18 protein-coding genes and 1 pseudogene are annotated in these 22,603 nt (G+C 59.7%); 4 read left to right on the forward strand and 15 right to left on the reverse strand.

All coding sequences use genetic code 11. The features are described from left to right. Window positions 1-72 precede the first annotated feature (72 nt). Window positions 73-999: a 2-hydroxyacid dehydrogenase gene (locus F8N43_RS07365; RefSeq protein ID WP_150653494.1), complete on the forward strand. Its 927-nt coding sequence runs from the start codon at window positions 73-75 to the stop codon at window positions 997-999. A 59-nt stretch (window positions 1,000-1,058) separates the two neighbouring features. Here F8N43_RS07365 and F8N43_RS07370 read toward each other — a convergent pair whose 3' ends face one another. From F8N43_RS07370 to F8N43_RS07430, 13 genes are all read right to left on the reverse strand, one after another. Further along, entirely contained in the window at window positions 1,059-2,138 is a 1,080-nt protein-coding gene (locus tag F8N43_RS07370; RefSeq protein WP_150653495.1) for a tartrate dehydrogenase, read from the reverse strand. 27 nt (window positions 2,139-2,165) lie between these two features. Then, window positions 2,166-3,623 (reverse strand): NAD-dependent succinate-semialdehyde dehydrogenase, encoded by a 1,458-nt coding sequence (locus tag F8N43_RS07375; RefSeq protein WP_150653496.1) that lies wholly within the window; start codon window positions 3,621-3,623, stop codon window positions 2,166-2,168. Window positions 3,624-3,876: 253 nt separating this feature from the next. Next, the gene (gene argE, locus F8N43_RS07380) at window positions 3,877-5,034 is read right to left on the reverse strand and encodes an acetylornithine deacetylase (protein WP_150653497.1); all 1,158 of its coding nucleotides are present in this window, start codon (window positions 5,032-5,034) and stop codon (window positions 3,877-3,879) included. Further along, a complete protein-coding gene (locus F8N43_RS07385; protein WP_150653498.1) occupies window positions 5,031-6,185 on the reverse strand; it encodes an NAD(P)/FAD-dependent oxidoreductase in 1,155 nt (384 codons plus the stop codon). The genes argE and F8N43_RS07385 overlap by 4 nt, the downstream gene beginning before the upstream one ends. Beyond that, window positions 6,182-7,573 (reverse strand): NAD(P)/FAD-dependent oxidoreductase, encoded by a 1,392-nt coding sequence (locus F8N43_RS07390; RefSeq protein ID WP_150653499.1) that lies wholly within the window; start codon window positions 7,571-7,573, stop codon window positions 6,182-6,184. Before F8N43_RS07390 ends, F8N43_RS07385 begins: the two co-directional genes overlap by 4 nt. Next, complete coding sequence (locus F8N43_RS07395; RefSeq protein WP_150653500.1) at window positions 7,555-7,863, reverse strand: (2Fe-2S)-binding protein; 309 nt, start codon at window positions 7,861-7,863, stop codon at window positions 7,555-7,557. Before F8N43_RS07395 ends, F8N43_RS07390 begins: the two co-directional genes overlap by 19 nt. Then, window positions 7,860-9,701 (reverse strand): ABC transporter ATP-binding protein, encoded by a 1,842-nt coding sequence (locus F8N43_RS07400; RefSeq protein WP_150653501.1) that lies wholly within the window; start codon window positions 9,699-9,701, stop codon window positions 7,860-7,862. The genes F8N43_RS07395 and F8N43_RS07400 overlap by 4 nt, the downstream gene beginning before the upstream one ends. Window position 9,702: 1 nt before the next feature. After that, window positions 9,703-10,578 (reverse strand): ABC transporter permease, encoded by an 876-nt coding sequence (locus F8N43_RS07405; protein ID WP_150653502.1) that lies wholly within the window; start codon window positions 10,576-10,578, stop codon window positions 9,703-9,705. After that, window positions 10,575-11,531 carry an ABC transporter permease gene (locus F8N43_RS07410; protein WP_150653503.1) on the reverse strand — a complete coding sequence of 319 codons (957 nt, stop codon included), beginning with the start codon at window positions 11,529-11,531 and terminating at the stop codon, window positions 10,575-10,577. Before F8N43_RS07410 ends, F8N43_RS07405 begins: the two co-directional genes overlap by 4 nt. Before the next feature lie 56 nt (window positions 11,532-11,587). Next, a complete protein-coding gene (locus F8N43_RS07415) occupies window positions 11,588-13,225 on the reverse strand; it encodes an ABC transporter substrate-binding protein (protein WP_150653504.1) in 1,638 nt (545 codons plus the stop codon). 94 nt (window positions 13,226-13,319) lie between these two features. After that, window positions 13,320-14,594 carry an NAD(P)/FAD-dependent oxidoreductase gene (locus F8N43_RS07420; protein ID WP_150653505.1) on the reverse strand — a complete coding sequence of 425 codons (1,275 nt, stop codon included), beginning with the start codon at window positions 14,592-14,594 and terminating at the stop codon, window positions 13,320-13,322. A gap of 31 nt (window positions 14,595-14,625) precedes the next feature. After that, complete coding sequence (locus tag F8N43_RS07425) at window positions 14,626-15,294, reverse strand: haloacid dehalogenase type II (protein ID WP_150653506.1); 669 nt, start codon at window positions 15,292-15,294, stop codon at window positions 14,626-14,628. A gap of 374 nt (window positions 15,295-15,668) precedes the next feature. Next, window positions 15,669-17,141, reverse strand: coding sequence for an aldehyde dehydrogenase family protein (locus F8N43_RS07430; protein WP_150653507.1), 1,473 nt, complete (start codon window positions 17,139-17,141; stop codon window positions 15,669-15,671). A gap of 242 nt (window positions 17,142-17,383) precedes the next feature. Between F8N43_RS07430 and F8N43_RS07435 the strand changes: the two genes are divergently transcribed. Further along, window positions 17,384-18,241, forward strand: a complete 858-nt coding sequence (locus F8N43_RS07435) for a GNAT family N-acetyltransferase (protein ID WP_150653508.1) — start codon at window positions 17,384-17,386, stop codon at window positions 18,239-18,241. 67 nt (window positions 18,242-18,308) lie between these two features. After that, window positions 18,309-19,022 carry a cupin domain-containing protein gene (locus F8N43_RS07440; protein ID WP_150653509.1) on the forward strand — a complete coding sequence of 238 codons (714 nt, stop codon included), beginning with the start codon at window positions 18,309-18,311 and terminating at the stop codon, window positions 19,020-19,022. A 283-nt stretch (window positions 19,023-19,305) separates the two neighbouring features. Here F8N43_RS07440 and F8N43_RS07445 read toward each other — a convergent pair. Then, window positions 19,306-19,736: pseudogene (locus F8N43_RS07445) on the reverse strand (dicarboxylate/amino acid:cation symporter); the annotation flags it as partial. 19 nt (window positions 19,737-19,755) lie between these two features. On the opposite strand from F8N43_RS07445, the gene F8N43_RS07450 reads away from it, so the two are divergent. Further along, on the forward strand, window positions 19,756-20,013 hold the full coding sequence (locus F8N43_RS07450; protein WP_224787794.1) for a hypothetical protein: 258 nt from the start codon (window positions 19,756-19,758) through the stop codon (window positions 20,011-20,013). A 928-nt stretch (window positions 20,014-20,941) separates the two neighbouring features. Here F8N43_RS07450 and F8N43_RS07455 read toward each other — a convergent pair. After that, the gene (locus F8N43_RS07455; protein ID WP_150653510.1) at window positions 20,942-22,273 is read right to left on the reverse strand and encodes an OprD family porin; all 1,332 of its coding nucleotides are present in this window, start codon (window positions 22,271-22,273) and stop codon (window positions 20,942-20,944) included. Window positions 22,274-22,603 lie beyond the last annotated feature (330 nt).

A 22,603-nucleotide genomic window follows, 5' to 3' on the forward strand; every position in this document is an offset into this window, starting at 1 on the left:
CGGCGCTTTCAACAGATCCTGCTCTGGCGTTGCGCGATGATGAGAGCACCTTCACCCTTTCAGGAATTGCCCATGGCCCTGCTTTATAAAGCCGACCCTGCACGCGGCGAACAGTGGAAGGCGCTGTTCGCCGAACACGCCCCGGATATCGAATGGCGCGCCTGGCCGGACATCGGCGAACCCTCCGAAATTAAATATCTGGCCGCGTGGCAGGCACCCGATGATCTCGATACATTGCTACCGAATCTCAAGGTGCTATTTGCGTTGTCTGCCGGAGTCGATCAACTGGACCTCAGCCGCTTGCCGGCAAGTTTGCCAGTGGTGCGCCTGCTGGACCCGGGCATCACCCGTGGCATGTGCGAGTACGCGAGTTTTGCGGTGCTCAGCCTGCATCGCGACATGTTGCGTTATCGCCAGCAGCAGATGGCGCGGTGCTGGCAGGCGCACTTGCTGCAACCAGCGAGCAAACGTCGGTTGGGCGTGATGGGGCTGGGTACCCAGGCGCAGCAAATTCTTGCGACATTGCAACCGCTGGGGTTTGCGTTGAAAGGCTGGGCGCGCAGTGCTCATCGGGTCGCTGGCGTGGATTGCTATGCTGGTAACGAGCAGTTGCCGGCGTTTCTCAGTCAGTGCGACATTTTGTTGTGCGTGCTTCCGCTGACGGAACAGACCCAGGGCATTCTTGATCGTGAACTATTTCGGCAACTGCCCGATGGCGCGGCGCTGATCAACATGGGCCGTGGTGGGCATGTGGTGGAAGATGATCTGCTGGAGGCGCTGGACAGCGGGCAGCTCAGTGGTGCGGTGTTGGATGTGCTGCAGGAAGAACCTGCGCCAGCGGATCATCCGTTTTGGGGGCACCCGAAGATCCTGCTGACACCGCATATTGCGGCGATGACTCAGCCGGAGAGTGCGTTTGGGGTGTTGCTGGAGAATATTCGACGGTTTGAGCGAGGCGAACCGATGGTAGGCCAGATCGACCGAACCAAAGGTTACTGACTAAAACACAAATCAACTTTGGAGCGGGCTCGCCCGCTCCACAGTTGTTAGGTTGTGACTTACAGACTGTCGGCGATGGCTTTACCGACATCCTGTGTCGAGCCCTTCCCGCCCAGATCCGGTGTAATCAGCCCATCGGCAATCACCCGTTCGATGGCTTGCAGAATTCCATCGTGCGCCGCGCGATATCGCTCATCGCCATTCCCGAGGAAATCCAGCATCAACGCCCCGGACCAGATCATCGCGATCGGGTTAGCAATGTTCTGCCCATAGATATCCGGCGCAGAACCATGCACCGGTTCGAACAGTGACGGAAACCGGCGCTCCGGATCAAGGTTCGCCGAAGGCGCAATGCCGATGGTCCCGGCACACGCCGGCCCCAGGTCGGAAAGGATGTCGCCAAACAGGTTCGACGCCACCACCACATCAAAACGGTCCGGTTGCAGCACGAAACGTGCGCACAGAATGTCGATGTGCTGCTTGTCCCAGGTGATGTCCGGGTACTGCGCCGCCATCAATGCGGTGCGTTCGTCCCAGTACGGCATGCTGATGGAAATCCCGTTGGACTTGGTCGCCGCCGTCAGGCGCTTGCGGGGGCTGGTCTGGGCCAGGTCGAAGGCGAACTTGAGAATCCGGTCCACGCCGCGCCGGGTAAACACCGACTCTTGCAGCACGAATTCATGCTCGGTGCCTTCGAACATTTTGCCGCCGACTGAGGAGTATTCGCCCTCGGTGTTTTCGCGGATTACCACAAAATCAATATCCCCCGGTTTGCGCCCGGCCAACGGGCACGGCACACCGGGAAACAGCCGCACGGGACGGATGTTCACGTACTGATCGAAGTCGCGACGGAACTTCAGCAGCGAGCCCCACAGGGAAATGTGGTCAGGCACCTTGTCCGGCCAACCCACGGCGCCGAAGTAGATCGCGTCGAAGCCCTTGAGCTGTTCGAACCAGTCGTCGGGCATCATTTGCCCGTGTTCCAGGTAGTAATCACAGTGGGCCCAGTCGAGCACTTCGATGCTTAAATCCAGCTGCCATTTCTTCGCGGCCAGCTCCAGCACCCGCAAGCCTTCCGGCAGCACTTCCTTGCCAATGCCATCGCCGGCAATCGCGGCGATTTTGAATGTCTTGCTCATCAATCGTACCTCCCCAGTGTCTGTGAATTACAGCCCGCCGATGTGGAAGGCTTTGACTTCAAGGTATTCATCCAGGCCGTACTTACTGCCTTCGCGACCCAGCCCGGATTGCTTGATGCCACCGAACGGGGCGACTTCCATGGAGATGATCCCGGTGTTGAGCCCGACCATGCCGAACTCGAGCGCCTCGCCAAACCGCCATGAACGACGCAGGTCCTGGGTGAAGTAGTAGGCGCCCAGACCGTAAGGCGTGGCGTTAGCCAGTGCGAGTGCTTCGGCTTCGTCGGTGAAACGCATCAGCGGCGCCACTGGGCCGAAGGTTTCTTCGTTGGCCAACAACATGCCGGCGTGGGTCTCGCCGAGGACCGTGGGCTGCACAAACTGGTTGTCGCCTTCGGGAATGCCGCCGCAGAGCAACCTAGCACCTTGGCTCAGGGCATCGTCGATGTGCCGGGCGACTTTGCTGACGGCCGCCGCGTTGATCAGCGGACCGATGGTGACGTCAGCATCGAGGCCGTTGCCGAGCTTGAGTTTGCCGACCTCCTCCACCAAACGCTGGGCGAAGCGTTCGTAGATGCCGTCCTGCACCAGAATCCGGTTGGCGCAGACGCAGGTCTGCCCGGCGTTGCGAAACTTGCTGAGCATGATCCCGGCCACGGCCTGCTCCAGATCGGCGTCATCGAACACGATGAACGGCGCGTTACCGCCGAGTTCCAGGCTCAAGCGCTTGATGTGTTCGGCGCTCTGGCGCATCAGCAATCGACCAACAGCGGTGGAACCGGTGAACGAGATCTTGCGTACTGTCGGGTTTGCGGTCAGCTCCTCACCGATACCCGCGGGCATGCCGGTCAACACGTTAAACACCCCGGCCGGAATGCCCACTCGTTCGGCCAATACCGCCAGGGCCAGAGCCGACAGCGGCGTCAGGTCGGAGGGTTTGACGATGATCGGGCAGCCAGCGGCCAGAGCTGGCGCGCATTTGCGGGTGATCATCGCGTTGGGGAAATTCCACGGGGTAATTGCAGCGCAGACGCCCACGGGTTGCTTGAGCGTCAGCAGTCGGCGATCGCCGCTGGGGGCCGGCATGGTTTCACCGTAGACACGACGGGCCTCTTCGGCAAACCATTTGACGAAACCGGCGCCGTAGCGGATTTCGCCTTTGGCCTCGTTCAACGGTTTGCCCTGTTCACAGGTCATGATCAGCGCAAGGTCGTCGAGGTTGTCGATCATGGCCTGATACCAACGCTCCAGCAGCGCCGCACGTTCCGCAGCCGGGCGTGCGCGCCAGGCCGGCCAGGCGTTGTCGGCAGCTTCAATGGCTCGCCGGGTGTCCGCGCCTTGCATGGCGGGTACGCGGGCGAGCAATTGGCCGCTGGCCGGGTCGATGACGTCCAGGGTCGCGTCGTTGTCGGCGCCGATCCACTGCCCGTCCACATACGCGAGTTCTGCCAAAAGGCTGGGGTCTTTCAAACGATTCTTGAGCATGGTCGAGTCCTGATCCGAGACACGCTCCAGTCTAGGGAGGTGCTGCGGATGAGGATGCTGAAAGCGATTCGAGGACAGTGTCGGATGCTGAAATTAGCGGTGGAACGGCAGATTTGTGGTCTATCAGGAAACACAAAAGCCTGTGGGAGCTTGATCGCGATGAGGGACTGGCATTCGAAATAGAGGTAACTGACAACCCGCTATCGCGAGCAAGTTCGCTCCCACATTTGATCTTTGTTTGCCGCAGAATCGATTACAACTTCAGGGAACCGAGCAGGCCATTAATAAACCGCTCCCCGGCCTCCATCTGGCTGATCTCGATAAACTCGTCCGGCTTGTGCGCCTGCTCAATCGAACCCGGCCCGCAAACCACCACAGGCACATCCAGACGTTGCTTGAACAACCCACCTTCGGTGCCAAACGAAACCTTGGATGTACCGGTATCCGGAGCGGCGAAGTTTTTCAAAAAGCGCACGGCGTCCACGCTAGGGTGGGTATCGAGACCGGGATAAACATTGAGTGTTTCGATCTCGATCGCTGCCACACTCGACAGCAACCGGGCCTCGCGCACGATTTGTTCGGCTCGCCCCTGCATCTGATCCAGGAACTGGTCCAGGTCATCTGCCGGCAAGTTGCGCACTTCGAAATCCAGGGTGCACAGGTTCGGCACGATGTTCAACGCCCGGCCTCCGCCGATTTGCCCGACATGCACAGTACTGTAAGGCACATCGTAGTCGGCATCCTGGGCGCCCTGCTCTTGCAGTTGTTGCTGGCTCTGACGCAGTGCCGCGATGAAATCGCAAGCAACGTGGATCGCGTTGACCGAACGGGGCGCCAGCGACGAATGCGCCTCCAGGCCCCGGCAGTAAGTGCGATAAGACCCCTTGCCCTTATGTCCCAGCACAAACTGCATGCTGGTCGGTTCACCGATCAAGCATAAAAACGGCCGCACCGGCGCCAGGTGCAGCACGTCGAGCAAACGTCGCACACCGACGCAACCAGTCTCTTCGTCATGGGACAACGCCAGTTGCAGCGGCCGACTCAAGGAATGGTCGGCAGCATCAAGCATGGCGTCGATGGCCAGGGCGATGAAGCCCTTCATGTCGCAACTGCCGCGTCCGTAAATCTTGCCGTCCTGCACCGTTGCCTGAAACGCCGGGAAGGTCCAGGCCTGCCCCGCCGCCGGCACTACGTCGGTATGGCCGGACAGCAGAATCCCCGGCAGTTCTTTCGGGCCGGTGCTGGCGAACAGGTTGGCCTTTTTCCCGGTTTCATCCTTGACAATCAGTGACTCGATGCCCTTGGTCAGCAGCAGGTCGCGCACGTAGTCGATCAGCGCCATGTTCGACTCTGAAGAAACAGTGTCGAAGCCCATCAGGCGTTTGAGAATTTCCAGTACACGGGGTTTCATGAGGCCTTGCTCCGTTGCTCGGCTAAATGGGCGAACCGACGGATAGAGAACGGCTCAATCGAAGTGCTGGTGCTGCCGGTGCTGATCAGTTCGGCCATCACGTCACCGACGCCAGGGCCGAGCTGGAAGCCGTGACCACAGAAGCCGAAGGCGTAGAACAAGCCGTCGACGGTGCCACTCGGGCCCATCACTGGCAACGAGTCTGGGAGATAACCTTCGATGCCGCTCCAGACCCGGATGATGTTCAGGTTGCCGACACCTGGCAGCAGTCGGCGCATCTGTTCCATCTGGTTGAGGATGCTGCGCGGCTCGACATAGGCTCGGCGATTGAGCATGTCCGGCTTGCTGCGATAGCCACCGCCGATGACGATGTTGCCGCGCGGTATTTGCCGAAAGTAAATCACCTCTTCGGGAATCTTGGTGTAGACGCCAATCACCGTTGGCAGCGCGTAAGGCACCGGTTCAGTCACGGCCATTTGCGGGCCGTGGGTGTCCAGCGGTACCGGTTCGCCGAACTGTTGGGACAGCTTCTGCCCCCAGGCCCCGGCGGTGATCAGCAGTTGTGCGGCGTTGATCTGGCGACCATCAGTGGTGGTGATGTTGAATTCACCGCCGACCTTCTGCACTTCGGCGACTTCGGTCTGCTCTTCAATCTGTGCGCCGAGTCGTCGGGCAGCACGAGCAAACGCCGGGGCAGCCAGGCGCGGGTTGGCGTGACCATCGTGGGGGGCGTAAGAGCCGCCCTTCACGTCAGGCCCGAGGAACGGGAAGCGCTGGTGCAGCTCGGCACCGCTATAAATCTTCAGGTCCAATTGCGTGGCTTCGGGAGCAGCGGCATACGCCTCTAGCTCAGCAATTTCATCTTCGCGATAACACACGCGCATGTGCCCGCTGGCGATGAACTCCAGGTCATCGTCGATCAGTTCCGGCAAGCGCTTCCACAACGCCCAGGAACGGTTGGCCAACTCCAGTTGGCCGAGATAACGCCCCTGACGCCGAACGTTGCCGAAGTTCACGCCACTGGCGTACTGACCAATCTGGTCGCGCTCCAGCAGGATTACCGACTGACCGCGACGACGCAGGAAAAACGCCGCAGCCGAGCCCATTAGGCCGCCGCCGACAATCACCACATCGGCTTTTTGAACTGTCATGGCGACACCTCCTCGGTAAGCATCGAAAGCGGTTTGACTGGCGCCTGGCCGCGTTGGCGACCGACCTGTTGCACGCTGACACCCGCCGCCGCAGCGATCACTTCAGCGCCGGCCTGGGAGCAATAACGCCCCTGGCAGCGGCCCATGCCGACCCGACTGAAAGCTTTTGCCCGGTTGACTTCGCAGGCGCCCTTCTCACGCACTACCCCACGCAACTCGCCGGCGCTGATCATCTCGCAGCGACAAATGATGGCGCTGTCCGGCAACGCTTTGGCCTGTTCAGCGGGCCAGGGAAAGGCCTGGGCCAAACCGAGGCGGAACTGATCCATTACCGCCAACGCTTGGCGTTGTTCGTTGCGCAACCCGGCGTTTACCGGTTGTTGCAGGTCTTCCAGCAGCGCCATGGCCACCAGGCGTCCGGCGTGTTCAGCGGCATCCGCACCGCGAATTTTCGAGCCGTCACCGGCGGCATACACGCCGTTGACCGAGGTCCGGCCCTCCTCATCAACCGCCAGCCACCATTGACCGGATGCCTCGTCAAAGCGCATGCGACAACCGGCCAGATCCGCCAATTGGGTTTCCGGGCGCAGGTGATAACCCAGCGCCACGGCATCGCAATCGATCGTCAGGGTTTCCCCGCGCGCCGTACTGACCCGCACGCCACTGACCCCGTTCCCGGCGTCACCCAGCACTTGCTGAGGTTTGATCCCCAGATGTACCGGGATTTTCGCCTGATACAGCTGCGCCAACAGTTTCATCCCGGTGAAGAGCAATCCGGGACGCGCCAGCAGTTTGGGCAAGGCACCGATGCGCTTGATCAGCGGCGACGTGTCGAGCACCGCCGCGACATTCGCGCCTGCTTTGACGTATTGGCTCGCAACCAAGTACAGCAATGGCCCGCTGCCCATGAACACCACGCTGTGACCAATGGATACGGCCTGGGACTTGAGCGCGATCTGCGCTCCGCCAAGGCTGTAGGTGCCCGCCAACTGCCAGCCTTCAATCGGCATCAAGCGGTCGGTGGCACCGGTGCAAAGGATCAGCGCGTCATAATCCACGGTCGAATGTTTGCCCTGGCTGACACAGCACAATTGCCCCGCCGTCAGGTTCCACACCAGCGTGTCCGGTCGGTAGTCAATCCGGTCGCGCAGGTGATCAAAGCTTTCGTGCAGGTCCCGGGCCTTGGCGGCTTCGGTGCCGTACAGCGTGGCGTAATCCCGGGTAAAGCCTTCCGGTTGGCGACGGTAGATCTGCCCGCCATCCCTACGATTTTCATCGATCAGGATGGGTTTTAAACCCGCAGCCACCAAGGTTTCGGCACAGCGAATACCGGCCGGTCCGGCGCCGACGATAGCGACTTTATTAGAGCTCAGCCGTGCAGTGGCCATGTCGCCTCCGGTTGTGTGGTCACGATGTCCAGCCCTTCACGGACCTCATTGGAGCAAGCCCGCAGGCGTTCGCCACCGCGAGTCCAGACCCAGCAATCCTGACACGCGCCCATCAAGCAAAAACCAGCGCGCCGGCCCGAATCGAATTCCGACTGGCGCAACGCCGAGCCCTGGGCCAACAACGCGACCATCAAGGTATCCCCCTTCAACGCCTCGATGGGTGCGCCGTCCACCTTCAGATTGACGGTCGGCCTGCCCTGCTCGGCTAGCCTCACAAAACGCCCCTTCATGCATAGGCTCCCTGGGTCATGGTGTTCAAATCCTGCTGGGTTTTCAGCAGCTCGGCCGTATCGTGGTGGCAAAGAATTTCGCTGCCACCGGCGATGACTCGGCGGTTCGGCGCGGTGTGATTGCACAGGCCATCGATCCGCACCGAGCACCGATTGAGAAAGGTGCACAGCTCTGGCTCATTGGTCTTGGCGCCGATCGGCGGCAACGCGTCGCAGGTGGTGCCGCAGTTCTCCAGCCAGCCCTGACGCAACTCTGGCACCGAGTGGATCAACAGGTCGGTGTACGGATGGAACGGTGCCTGGATAAACGACTGACGACTGCCGGCCTGGATCTTGTGGCCGCTGTACATCACCACAATGTCGTCGCACAACGCCCGCACCGTGGAGATGTCGTGGCTGATAAACAGATAGGAAACTCCCAGCTCCTGGCGCAGGTCCCGCAGCAGTTCGAGAATTGCAGCACCGACCACCGTGTCCAGCGCCGAGGTCACTTCATCGCAGAGGATCAGGTCCGGTTTCGCCGCCAAGGCCCGGGCCAGGTTGACCCGTTGCTTCTGCCCGCCGGACAGTTCATTCGGACGCCGTTCAGCCATCGTGCGCGGCAAACGAACGAGATCCAGCAACTCGCCGATGCGCTCGCGCAATGCGGCGCCTTTAAGACCGAAATACATCTTCAGTGGCCGGCTCAGAATGGTGCTGACACTGTGCATCGGGTTGAGCGCGGTGTCGGCGTTCTGGAAAACCATCTGGATGCGGCGGAACTGTTCGTCGGTGCGCTCGGACAGGCTGCCGCCCAAGGGCTGACCGTCGAAGGTCAAGCCGCCGAGCGCCGGGGTCAGCAACCCCGCGACCACGCGCGCCAGGGTTGATTTGCCGGACCCCGACTCACCGATCACACCGATGGCCTGGCCCCGACGCACGGTCAGGTCAATGTCTTCGAGCACGCGGATCGCCGGCATGCCTTGCATGTTCTTGTTGCCGTAACCGGCGGTCAGGCCTTTGATCGTCAGCAACGGCGCGTCTTCGGCGACGCCGCAAGGCGGACGAATCGTCGTATCGGGCTGCGCTGCGGCTAACAGGCTGCGGGTGTATTCGTGGGCCGGGCCTTTGAGTAACGGCGCGGTGGCGCTCTGTTCGAAGATCTGGCCGCCGTTGAGCACCACGATCTGATCGGCCATTTGCGCCACGACCGCGAGATCATGGGAGACGTAGACCGCCGTCGCTCCCCGTTCACGGACCACGCGCTTGAAGGCGCGCAACACGTCGATCTGGGTGGTCACGTCGAGGGCGGTAGTCGGTTCGTCGAGCACCACCAGCAACGGATCGCTGATCAGCGCCATGGCCGCCATCACCCGTTGCAGTTGCCCGCCCGACACCTGGTGCGGGTAGCGCTGGCCGATGTGGTCCGGGTCTGGCAACGCGAGGTCACGGAACAATTCAATGGCTTTGGCTTCGAGTGCCGCGCGGGTACCAAGGCCATGAATCAACGCGCCCTCCACCACTTGATCGATTAACTTCTTCGCTGGGTTGAACGCTGCCGCCGCACTTTGTGCGATGTACGACACGCGGTTACCGCGCAGGCCCTGCAATTCCTTTTCGCTCAACGCCAGCATGTCGTGTTCACCGACCTGCACCACTCCGCCGGACAACCGGCAGCCACGTCGCGCATAACCCAACAACGCCAAAGCGATGGTGGTCTTGCCCGACCCAGACTCACCGATCAGCGCCAGCACTTCACCTTTTGCCAGGGCAAAGCTCACGCCTTTGACGATTTTCATTTCGCCGCGCTCGCCACAAGCGACCACCTGCAGGTTTTCGACTCGAATCAATTCACTCATATCAATGACCTCCCGTGCGGCGACTGCGGCGGGACGACAGTCTGTCGATAAACAGATTCACGCCAATGGTCAGGGTCCCGATGGCCAGGGCCGGAATCACGATGGCCGGCGCGCCCTGATTAAGGCCGCCAATATTTTCCCGCACCAAGGACCCGAGGTCAGCATCCGGCGGTTGCACACCGAGACCGAGGAAACTCATGCCACTGAGCAGCAACACGATAAAACCGAAGCGCAGCCCAAGGTCGGTCAGCACCGGGTTGAGCATGTTCGGCAGGATTTCCACGCAAGCGATGTACAAGCGGCGTTCGCCACGGGTACGGGCGACTTGCACGTACTCCAGCGCTTCAATATTCACCGCCATGCTGCGGGCGATGCGGAACGCACCGGGGGTGAAGCTCAGTACTGCGGTGCAAATCAGCAAGGTCACCGAAGAGCCGAAAGCCGAGACCATGATCAGCGCCAGCATCTTGCTCGGGATCGAGATAAACGCGTCCATCAAGCGACTGATCACTTCGTCCAGCCATTTCGGCGACACCACCGACAGCAGAGCACAACTGGTGCCCAAACCACTGGCCAACACCGCCGCAATCAGCGCCAGGCCGACAGTGAATTTCGCGCCGACGAGGACGCGGCTGAGCATGTCACGGCCCAGGTAATCGGTGCCGAACGGGTAAACGGCGCTGATGTTGTCAAACACATTGTCGGAGACCACTTCACCCACCGGGTGCGGTGCCAGCCAGGGGCCGAAGATCGCCACCAGCAACCAGATCACGCACATCGCAGCGCCGATCAGACCCAGCCATGCAGGGCCATGAGATACCTTGCCAACCGACAGGTCGGGGGTCTCAGGCGTCGATTTCACAATGAGATTGTTCATTGGTTTCTCAGCCTCGGATTGGACAGAATCGCGCACAGGTCGGCAATGAGCACCAACCCCAGGTACGCGGTACAAAACAACATGGTGCAGGCTTGGACCAGCGCCATGTCACGGTTGGTCACGGCATCGACCATCAGGCTGGCGATGCCGGGATAGTTGAAGATCGTCTCGACGATCACCACCCCACCGAGCAAATACGACAGGCTCAGGGCGATGGCGTTGGCGATCGGCCCGATCGCATTGGGCAAGGCATGACGCAGCACGATGCGCATCGGGCTGACGCCTTTAAGCCGGGCCATTTCCACGTAGGGGCTGTCCAGTTGATCGATAACGGCGGCGCGGGTCATACGCGCCATTTGCGCGACGATCACGCAGCACAAGGTCATCACCGGCAAGGCGTAGGTGCGCATGAATTGCCACGGTGAGGTGACGTCGCTGGCATAGGACAACGCCGACAACCAGCCCAGGTTCACCGCGAAAATCAGCACCGCCAGGGTCGCCACCAGAAACTCCGGTACGGCGACCATGGCTAGGGTGAAAAAGCTCAGGAAGCTATCAATGCGTCCGCCACGGCCCATGGCTGAGCCGATACCGAGGATCAACGCCACCGGCACCGACACCAGTGCCGTGGCGGCCGCCAGCATCAAGGTGTTCGGCACGCGCCCGGCCATCAACTCACCGACCGGCATCGCGTTGGACACCGACAGGCCCATGTCACCGCTGATCAGGTTCATCAACCAGTGCAGGTAACGCACCACACCGGGCTGGTCGAGCCCCAGTTTCAGGCGCAGCGCCGCCACCTGTTCCGGTGTGGCGAACTGCCCGAGCGATTGTTGCGCTGCGTCCCCCGGCAGTACCGCCGTGATCGCAAACACGACCATGGACACGATCAACAGAGTCACGATCCCGGCGCCCAAACGCCGGCCGATCAACCACAGTGTGTTGCTATTCATCGACTACCCTCCTGCACTGTCCCTGACGTACCGCATAACTGACCATCAAGGCCCTATCAAGCGTCCAGCCAGACCTGCTCGGCGAACATGTAGCCCATGAAGCCACCCAGCGGGTTGCTGCCGTAGCCTTTGATGCGCTGGTCGACGCCGTCGATGTTGCTGATGAACACCGGAATGCCAATGCCGCTGTGGTCATGCACCAGCGTCTGCATATCGGCGTACATTTTGCCGCGCTTGGCGTCGTCGGTTTCGCCGCGAGCGAGCATCAGCAACTGGTCGAACTGATCATTCTGCCAACCCGACTCGTTCCACGGCGCTTTCGACTGGAAGAACTGCGAGAACATCACGTCGGCGTTCGGCCGCGGGTTGATGTTGCCGAAACTCAGCGGGTGCTTCATCCAGTGGTTGGACCAGTAGCCGTCGCTCGGCAAGCGGTTGACGTCGAGCTTGAGCCCGGCCTGTTTCGCCGATTGCTGCAACAGCACGGCGATGTCTACCGAACCGGTGGCCGCCGGGGATGCCACCAGCGGCATGCTGATGCTTTCCATGCCGGCCTTTTTCAGCAGGAACCTGGCTTTTTCCGGGTCGTATACGGTTTGCGGTAGGTCGGCGTTGTAGTAGCGCGAACCGGGCGCAATCGGATGATCGTTACCGACCACGGCAAAGCCACGGAACACAGCGGATTTCACCTGTTCGCGGTCCAGCAGGTACTTCATCGCCTGGGTGAATTCGGCGCTTTTGCCCGGCATCTGATCTTGACGGATGATCAAGTCAGTGTAGTTCCCCGACGGTGCATCAACGACCCGGTGCTTGGCGCTGGCCTTGATCCGCGTGGTGGAACGCGGATTGACTTCGTTGATCATGTGCACGTCGCCGGAGAGCAGCGCGTTCACCCGCGACGGTTCGTCGGAAATCGCGATGAACTCGATTTCGTCCAGATAAGGCAGGCCCGGTTTCCAGTAACCGGTGTTGCGAGCGGCAATCGAACGTACCCCCGGTTTGAATTCCTTGACCTTGAACGGTCCGGTGCCGATGCCCAGGTTGAAGTCGGTGGTGCCTTCGGGAACGATCAGCAGGTGCGAGACGGCGAGAATTGACGGCAACTCGGCGTTGGGTGCGCTGAGGCGAACCTGCACTTCGTGGGTGCCGGTGGCCTTGATTTCGGTGAACTGCTCCATCAGCGGCATGACTTTGGAACCGGTGAGCGGATCCTTGTGCCGGCTCAGCGAATACACCACGTCGGCGGCGCTGAGGGTCTTGCCGTTGTGGAACGTCACGTCCTTGCGCAGGGTGATGATCCACAGCGTCGCGTCGGTGTTGTCGATGCGCTCGGCCAGTTCCAGTTGCGGCACCAGATGCTTATCGAAACGGGTCAGGCCGTTGTAGAACATGAAGTGGCGCACGTAGTCGGTGGACAACGCGCCCTTGGCCGGGTCGAGGGTGTCGGCGGTGGAACTGGACATCCCGGCGACGCGAATCCGCCCGCCCGGTTTGCCCTTGCCCGGTGCGGCGGCTTCTTCAGCAAACAGTTTGCCGGCGGCGCCGAAGAGGCTGCCGGCGCCGGCCGCAGCAACACCCGCTACACCGAGCATTTGCAGGGCATTGCGGCGCGACATGCCGCGATTGAGGCCTTCGAAGACACGCAGGCTTTCCTGGCCGGAAATCAGTTGGGAGTCGATTTTGTTGTCAGTCATATCAGTTGTACCTGTCGAAGATGAGAAGGCTCGAGTGCTCCGGTTGACCGGAACGTCCTGGAAACGCAAACGACGGTGTCACCACAACATCAACTCAATGCAAATAGTCCTGGAAGCGGTAATACGCACCCACGAACGGCAGGAACCAGGGCTTGCCGAAGTGCCCAGGGATCGCCGGCCAGTCGAGTTCGCGCCAGGGGTTGGCCTCGACGTTGCCGGCCATCACCTCGGCCATGACCTGGCCCATGTGCACCGACATCTGCACCCCGTGGCCGCTGTAGCCCATGGAGTGAAAAACCCCTCCGTGCTGACCGGCCCGGGGTAATCGGTCGGAGGTCATGTCCACCAATCCGCCCCAGCAGTAGTCGATTTTCACGTTGGCCAACTGCGGGAACATCTGCACCATTGCGGCTTGCAGTACCTTGCCGCTCTTGGCGTCGTTGACGCTGTCGGACATGGCAAACCGCGCACGACCACCGAAGAGCAAGCGGTTGTCCGGGGTCAGACGGAAGTAGTTACCGATCATACGGCTGGTGACATAGGCTCGGCGGCCGGGCAGTAGCTGATCGATCAACCATTGCGGCAGCACTTCGGTGGCAATGACAAAACTGCCCACCGGCACAATCCGCCGCCGATACCAACCCAGGCCACCGTGTTGACAGGCGCCAGTGGCCAGCAACACTTGCCCGGCGTGCAGCGAACCCTTGCTGGTGTTGACCTGATAGCCGCCAGCCTGTGCTTTCCAGTCCAGCACCGAGGTGCCTTGGTGGATCAGTGCGCCGTGCCGTGCAGCCGCTTCAGCCAAGCCGACACCGAAGCGCCCGACATGCATCTGCACGCCGTTGCGTTGTAGCAATCCACCGTGAAACTGCACCGAATTCACTTCTGCGCGGGTCTGCTCGGCGGACAGCAACTCAACGTCGGCATCGACTTCCTTGTGAATCAACTCGCAAGTCCGCGCCAGGCCTTCATAGTGCATCGGTTTGGCGGCCAACTTGAGCTTGCCGTTGCGGACCAGGTCGCAGGCGATTTGCTCCTGCTCCACCAGTGACACCACGCTCTGCACCGCACTTTCGTAGGCCTGGTAATAGGCCCGGGCCTTGTCGGCACCGAGGCTGGCGCTAAGCCCGGCGTAATCCTGGGCCACGCCGGTGTTGCATTGGCCACCGTTGCGCCCCGAAGCTTCACCGATCACCCGCCCGGCTTCGAGCACCACCACACTGGCGCCCTTCAAGGCCAACGCCCGGGCCGCCGCCAGGCCGGTGAAACCACCGCCGACGATGGCCACATCGACCTGCCTGGGCAAAGCACCGAGTTGAGCACCGCTGAACGCCGGTGCGGTGTCGAGCCAGTAGGATTCACTGCCCATGTTTAATCCGCCTATGCCAGGAAAAGTGCCGTTACAGACCGACCAGCGCAGCCAGGCCACCGATGTCGGTGATCTGCTGGTAGCCGTAGAAAGCATTGGCCGGGACTTCGTGACCGCGGGCAACAAAGGCCTTGTTCTTGATCTTCATGTCGTGGGCCGGCATCAGGTCGTAACGGAAGCTGGAGGACACATGCAAGATGTCTTCCGGGCCGCAGTTTAGGTTGTCGAGCATGTACTCGAACGCTGCCAGACGCGGCTTATAGGCTTGTGCCTGTTCGGCGGTGAAGACCTTGTGAAATGGCGCGCCGAGCTTGTCGACGTTGGACATGATTTGGCTGTCGCTGGCGTTGGAGAAAATCACCAGTGGGATCTTGTCGGCGATTTTCGACAGGCCGGCCGGTACGTCCGGGTGCGGGCCCCAGGTCGGCACGGCGTCGTAATACAGCTGACCTTCGTCGCGGTATTCGATACCCCAACGCTTGCAGGTCCGCGCCAGGGCGGTCTTGAGGATTTCGTCGTATGGCATCCAGTCACCCATGACCTGGTCCAGACGATAGGCCGAGAAATCCTTGACGAATTGATCCATCTGCTCGGGCGCCACGCGATCAGCGAAAATCTCGCGCGTCATCGTGCCCATGTGGAAATTGGTCAGCGTACCGTAGCAGTCGAACGTAATGAATTTGGGGCGAAGAAAGCTCATTGAGTGCGGTCCTGAAGTTCGTTGAGGTCATGGCGCGACAAGCATTCGCTTGGCTTGCAAAGCTGTGATGCAAAGCTGTGATGCAACGCTGCAGCACACCGTCATTACAACACCGTGAAATCAGCAGATGGCGTTAAAAGCGACCGCCACCCGATATAAACCACCGTTTTGCCCCTCCCCCTCAGCAGACTTTGCGGGGCGCTCCAGGCTTGGGCAAACCCCGTATTTGTGCGCTCTTATGGACCTTTATAGCCCTGTGCGGCTCAGGTGCGCCGCCATTCGCCGCAGAAACTGCGTCGGGCAGAACTAAAACGGGCGCTTCCCTGAGGAAGCGCCCGTTTGGGTGCGGTTTCAAAGCGCTTGTAGCAGTTGCGCTACTGCACGATATCGATCAGCACACTCTTGAAGCGCAAGTTAGCTTCGAACGCTTCGCGGCCCAGGTCCTTGCCGATGCCGGAGCGTTTGTAGCCACCGGTTGGCAGAATGTAGTCGTTACTGCGACCGTAACGGTTGACCCATACCGTCCCCGCCTCCAGCCGCCGGACCAGCCGCAGGGCGCGATTGATGTCGGCGGTGTGCACTCCCGCCGCGAGGCCATAAGTGGCGTGTGCGGCCAGGCTCAGCGCCTGCTCTTCGTCATCGAACGCCTGCACCGTCAGTACCGGGCCGAAGATTTCTTCGCAGACCGCAGGGTTTTGGTTGTCGAGGCCGACCAGCAGCGTCGGTTTGTAGTAAGCCCCGCCCAACCCTTCAAATAATCCGCCGCCGGTCAACACTTCGGCCCCGGCCTGACGCGAACGCTGGACAATGCCGTCGATGCGGCTGGCCTGCAATCGGGAGATGATTGGCGACAATGTGCCGTCAGGTGACCAGGTCGGAGCCGGTCGCAATCCTTCGAAATACGCCTGCAAGTGCGCAATAAAGGGTTCCATTATCGAACGCTGGATCAACAGCCGTGAACCGGATACGCAGACCTGCCCGGCGTTACCGGTAATGGCCAGCGCCACGGTGTGCGCGGTTTTGGCAATGTCCGGCACGTCGGCAAACACCAGTTGCGGGCTTTTGCCGCCGAGCTCCAGGGTGACCGGTTTTGGACCGACCAACGCGCAGGTGGACATGATGCTAGAACCTGTTGCCGTCGATCCGGTGAAGGTTACTTTGGCAACACGAGGGTGACGGCACAAGGCATCGCCCGTGACGCGACCGTCACCCTGCACCACGTTAAAAATCCCCGCAGGAATGCCCGCCTGCAACGCCAGCTCGGCGAAGCGCAGACTGGAGAATGGCGTCAGCTCTGAAGGCTTGAGCACTACAGCATTCCCTGCTGCCAGCGCCGGGGCGACTTTCCAGGAAGCCATGCTCAATGGAAAATTCCACGGCGCGATGGCCGCAATCACGCCGTAGGGTTCGGCGATTTGCATGCCCAACCGATCGGTCTGGGTCGCCGCGACCTGGCCGCCGTGCTTGTCCGCCAGCTCGGCAAAAAAGCGAATACCTTCGGCGACATAGGGAATGTCCCAGGCAATCACATCTTTATGCGGACGGGTCGAACCGACGGCTTCCAGTGGTGCGAGGATCTCGGCATCCGCTTCGATCAGGTCGGCCCAGCGACGCATCACCCGCGCCCGCTCGCGGGGTGGGCGACGAGCCCAATCGCTGCGGTTGAATGCCTGCCAGGCATCGTTGACAGCCTCATCCACCAGGTTGACATCGGCAATCGGCAATCCGGCATACACCTGGCCGTCCGAGGGCCGCACCACTTCCAGTCCCGGTTGAGCGTCGCGGTATTTTCCGCCGATAAAATGAGCGCTGCGCACAGCGATAAGACGAGGATCGAAACTATCCATGGAGCACTCCAAATAAGGGCCGGCGAGTCGTTAACTCAGGCTTCCATCGTAGAAAAAAAGCCCAAGCATTTGCTGCCGACCTTGCGGTGCAATTAAGTAGTAAGTGTGGTCTGGCAGCCTTCGACGTGAGGAATCTGCCGAATGTTCCACCCCCTCTTGTCAGGCCTTCACACAGATGGGATACAAGCACCATTGCGCTGGAAAACCGGTCGCTCGTGCACACTGTTTATCGGAGACTCGCCATGTCCGCCCCGCAACAATCCGCTTATATTTATCGCCCGATGACCGCAGCAGATCTCCCGGCAGCCCATGCCTTGTCCGTGCAATTGAAGTGGCCGCATCGCTTGGAAGACTGGGCGATGTTGCAACGGGTCAGTGATGGTTTCGTGGTGCTGGATGGCGAGCGTTTGATCGGCACCGCTTTCGCCTGCCCACAGGGCAAGTTTGCGACCATTGGCCTGGTGATCGTCAGTGATGACTATCAGGGCAAAGGCATCGGTCGCAAGCTGATGGAACTTGCACTCGATGCCTGCCAGACACGCACGCCAGTGCTCAATGCCACGCTGGCCGGTGCACCGCTTTACACCAGTCAGGGCTTTGTCGAGTTCGGCCGGATTCAGCAACATCAGGGAATCGTCTCTGCACCCGCTACAGAAGCATTGGCCGAGGGCCAGCTGTGCCGTGAATTGAGTGATGCGGATCAGGCTCAAGTGCTGTCGCTGGCCAATGCCGGCAGCGGGCTGGATCGGAAAGCGGTGCTCACCGATCTGTTCAGTGTGGTCGAGCGGTCGGCAGGCATTGAACGTGGCGGTCAACTCCGCGCCTTCGCGTTGCTGCGCCCCTTCGGCCGCGGTCGTTGCATCGGCCCGGTGGTCGCCGAAAACCTCGAACAGGCCAAACACCTGATCACCGTTTTGCTGGCGCAAGTGCCGGACGCTTTCGTGCGCATCGACATTCCGGCAGACAGTGGCCTAGCCGAGTGGCTGGAGCTGGCAGGTCTCAAGCAAGTCGACACAGTGGCGCAGATGGCCCGGGGCACACCGCCACACACCACCGACAGCGTTTGGCAGTTCGCACTAGTCACCCAAGCCATTGGATGACCACACGTGCGATGAAGCCACCGCTACCCAATTCCCCTCTATACCTCATTTCATGGAGCGTTACCGTATGTCCCAACCTACCGTTCTGCTGTTGGCTCGCGCCAACGGCGGTCCTGTCAATACGACCTTCAAAGCTGCCCCCTTAAGCCCCATCGACCCCTTCATGGACGGTCGTCAGATTGCTTATACCGGGCCTGATGGCGTGACGGCGGGCATCGTGCAGGCAAGCGGAATGCTCGATAACGATAACTTTCCGCACACTGAAGTGATCGTGGTTCATGCCGGCCACGTCGTACTCCAAACCGCAACACAGACGCTCGAACTGAGTATCGGTGCCAGCGCGGTGATCGGTCGTGGTACCGCGTTGCGGATCCTGGCCCAACCTGACACTCGTTGGGCCTTCTGTGCGCTCTTATGCCCCGCCGCTGAACCTACACCCGGACTGACAGCGCTCGACCCACTGGCCATGCTTTCTCCTTCGGCAGCACCGGAACCGCAAATACTGATAGGCCCCACCCCGCAGTGCCGATCGCGCAATGCCTTCGAAGACGACGCCACCGAACTGCGTGTGGGTGTGTGGGACTCGACACCGTACGAACGTCATGGCCGAGCACACAAGCTCAACGAGCTGATGCACCTGATTGAAGGCAGCGTCACCTTGCTGGCACCCGATGGAACGAACGTGACGGTCAACACCGGTGACAGCGTATTCGTACCGCAAGGCGCGCTGTGCGCGTGGAAAAGTACGCGGTATGTGCGCAAAGTGTATGCCGTTAAGTAACAGGCGACCGACAACTGCGAACCGGGTACACAGTGGACCGATGAGGTTCATGTGTACGATGGCGGGTTTCTATTGAGTGCTTCTGCCGTCGCTCAGCTTGTGGTGCCGAATCCAAGCAGAGTGATGTTTATGGTCTTTCCCATTTCGAGCAGTCCTTGATTCGTGTCCCGGCCATTGAGCTCGTACGGATCAAGCCTTCAATACTCACCAGCATGATCTGCCCGAGGTCACTCCCATGTGCATGAATGTAACCTCGGGCACATAAGGTACTGACTCCGGTTTCTTAGGCCTTCGCTGTCGCACCCATTGACGCGGCATTCTCGCGGTCATGCATTTGTGCCTGCACCTGAGCCTCCTCTTCACTCACCAACTCCCCCTCCCACTTGGCCACCACGGCGTTTGCGATAGAGTTACCGACGGCATTGGTGGCCGCGCGGCCCATGTCGAGAAAGGTATCAACACCCAAGATCAGCAGCAGCTCAGCTTCCGGGATGTTGAACTGGCTAAGTGTCGCTGCGATCACCACCAGCGAGCATCGCGGAACGCCAGCCATGCCCTTGGAGGTCGCATCAAAATCAGCAACATGGTGATCTGGGGGCCAATGGACAACTCAATGCCGTAAGCCTGCGCGATGAACAGCACTGCAAAGGTGCAGTACATCATCGAACCGTCGAGGTTGAACGAATAGCCTACACCGCTGGAATATCGTCGGCGTGTAGGGCTCTGGCGTGAGGTGGGCGCTGACAAACCCTATATCAGCTTTTTGCATCTGGACCTTGAAGCCGATCCTCATACGCCGATGAAACCACTGCGTTTCGGTGGGCGCGGTGGGCGCGGTGGGCGATTGGCTCTCATTGAGGAGCTAGAAGCATTGCGTGAGTCGGGTGTGCAGCATGTTGGGCTGCATCTGCGTCTCAGCGAACGCCCCGTCGTGGAGGTGATTGAAGAGATTGCCGAATACATTTTGCCCAGATTTCACGACGTCATATGACTCGCTGTAGGGAGCAGCAAGCTGAAGGTTATCCAACGGCGGTCTGGTCAGTAGATCGCCCTGCACGCGACCACCCGACGCATTCACCCCGGCGTACTGACACTGGCCCCTAACCTGGACACCGCCAACGCCGACGCTCAAGTCACGACCAGCGGCACGCATGCCCCTCCCGAACGACCAGATCGGGCCTTGAGCTCACGCCAATGGAACTATGGACCCAGACTGTACTTGCCGGTTTTCCAGCGTGGCCGCTTAACCGGAACCTTGGAGCTGCGCGAACGACAACAGCGGGAAGCCACGTTGGACTACCAGCGCCCGGTGTTCGCCGCATGACTGAAGTTGGAAGCATAACAATCTCGCCGTAGCTTTCCGCCCGTGAACATTATCGCTAGGCCGCCACCGACTTCATCAACGCGCTCTGCGTCAGCGCGCCTTGCTGAACAATTCACATAAATGAACCGGCTGGCTCGTCTTGCGCCAAGGAGTCGCTTATTAATCTGTATCGGGTATTTAATCAATCCAACGGTTAACGTGATGTAAGCAAATAATACGTCGAGGCATTTTATCCATGAGAACGGTGTGTAGTTTATGCAAAAGTGTTTTGATCAAACGCGACTTTTAGATCTTTAGCAAAAAAACTATTATCGCCCACTACCGACTGCCTAAGCTGAAATAGCTTCCGAGGCAGAACTAGTCAACGATAGTGGTCCTAAATATTGCAGACTGTAGAAATAACCATCATTTAATAAGTGGCGGACAACGTCGATTTCCGTCCTAGATTTTCGCCGACCTCACATTGCAACCTCCCGCCATTGTGAGAATAGGCAACGCCGCAGGTTTTCTCCTTTGGACCTGCGGTTTTTTTCGGCTGCTGATTGTCGGTGGGTGGCTGTACGTCCGACTCAACGTCGGACGTACAGCGGGTCGATCAAAGTATCGACAGCGGATAGTCGACGATCAGACGAAACTCGTTCTGGTCGCCTTCGGCCTGGTCAGTATTGGCTCGGTGCCACGCCTGACGAATACGTAACGAAAGATCCTTGGCGGGACCGCTCTGAACCACGTATTTGGCCTCAAGGTTAGTCTCGTGATGTTTACCATCCTCGCCATATCCGTATTCGCGGTATGGGCTGTCGAGCGCCATTTTGCTGCCGTCGATGTCCTTGCCGTTGACGTATCGGGCCATGAAACTCAGGCCCGGAACCCCATAGTTGTCCATTTTCAGGTCATAACGCGCTTGCCAGGACTGTTCGCCGGGCCCGTTGAAGTCCGAATATTGAATGGAGTTGGCCAAAAACACTGAATCGCCGGTCGCCCCCGCGCCGTTATCGCCAAAACCGACATAGTCGAACGGGGTATCACCTCGCACTTTTTGATACGCCACTGTCACCGTATTGCCCGGCAGGAAGGTGTAGGCAGTGGCCAGCGACCAGGCCGTATTATCGATATTCCCGGCGTCCGCGCGGCCCTTATCCGTGGTGCGATAGATATTGAAGTCGAAGTTCAGCGACTGCTCGGCCGGCAAAGCCAGGGTGTAATTGACGTTGGAATAGTACTGGCGCCAGATGTCTTTGAACTCGGCGCCGTACAGGGACACCGAAAGCGCGTCGCTGAGCGCGTAGCGTCCGCCAACGAAGTCCACGCTACTTGTGGCCCGGTTGGCATAAGTGGCAAACAGTTCGCCCTTAGAACTAGTGGTGACCGGGCTGTTGCCAGCGGTGAAATGACCGGCTTCGAGGTCCAGTCCAGCTATTTCACTGCTGAGCAGGTTGAAGCCGGTTGCCGTTTGCGGTAGCAGGCGCGTGCCACCGGCACCAAAGACAGGAGCCGTCGGTTGCATCTGCCCCCATTTGAGCATCGTTTTCGAGACGCGCAGCTTCAGCGCGCCGCCCGCACGACCATAGTCATCTTCTGGCTTGCCATCGTGGTCCGCCGGCAGGTTGCCGGTGCCTGAAGTGCCATCCCCACCATCCAGCTTCAGCCCCAGGTAACCGAAGGCATCAACACCGACACCGACGGTACCTTGAGTGAACCCAGAGCTGAACGTGCCTTGGAACCCTTGCGTCCAGTCTTTCCTGTCACCGCCACCATTTCGACCATCACGGCTGAAATAATAGTTGCGCAGCAGCACATCGAGCTTGCTGTCCTCAACGAACCCCTTGGATGCGGCTTGATCGCTCACAAAGGTGTCGGCACTCGCCAACTGGGTGGTGCCTGCCGAAACGGCCATGGCTAAAACGCTCCATTTGATCGTATTCATTTCAGATGCCCTATTTCAGTTCTATATGTTGTGCAGCCAGCGCCGACTACTCGGTATTGGCCTGTTGTTACCTCCGCCACTTCTCAAAAAGCATAAATTACGCCAACTCCGCTTATTACAGCGATAGATCAAAAAATCGAGCAACAACAACAACAACAACAACAACACGAAAATGATGCACAACACATATTTAGCGCACTCATAAAGCGCATAAAAACACACTTTATTTAGATCGAAAATATCAAGTACATTTTGCGCAAAAGTGTTTTTACTGAATAGTAACTTGATTAAATTAACCATAGACAAATAAGATAAAAAATTATTCTTCAT

The sequence above is a fragment of the Pseudomonas fluorescens genome (assembly GCF_902498065.1).
GTDB classification, from domain to species: Bacteria; Pseudomonadota; Gammaproteobacteria; order Pseudomonadales; family Pseudomonadaceae; genus Aquipseudomonas; species Aquipseudomonas fluorescens_BJ.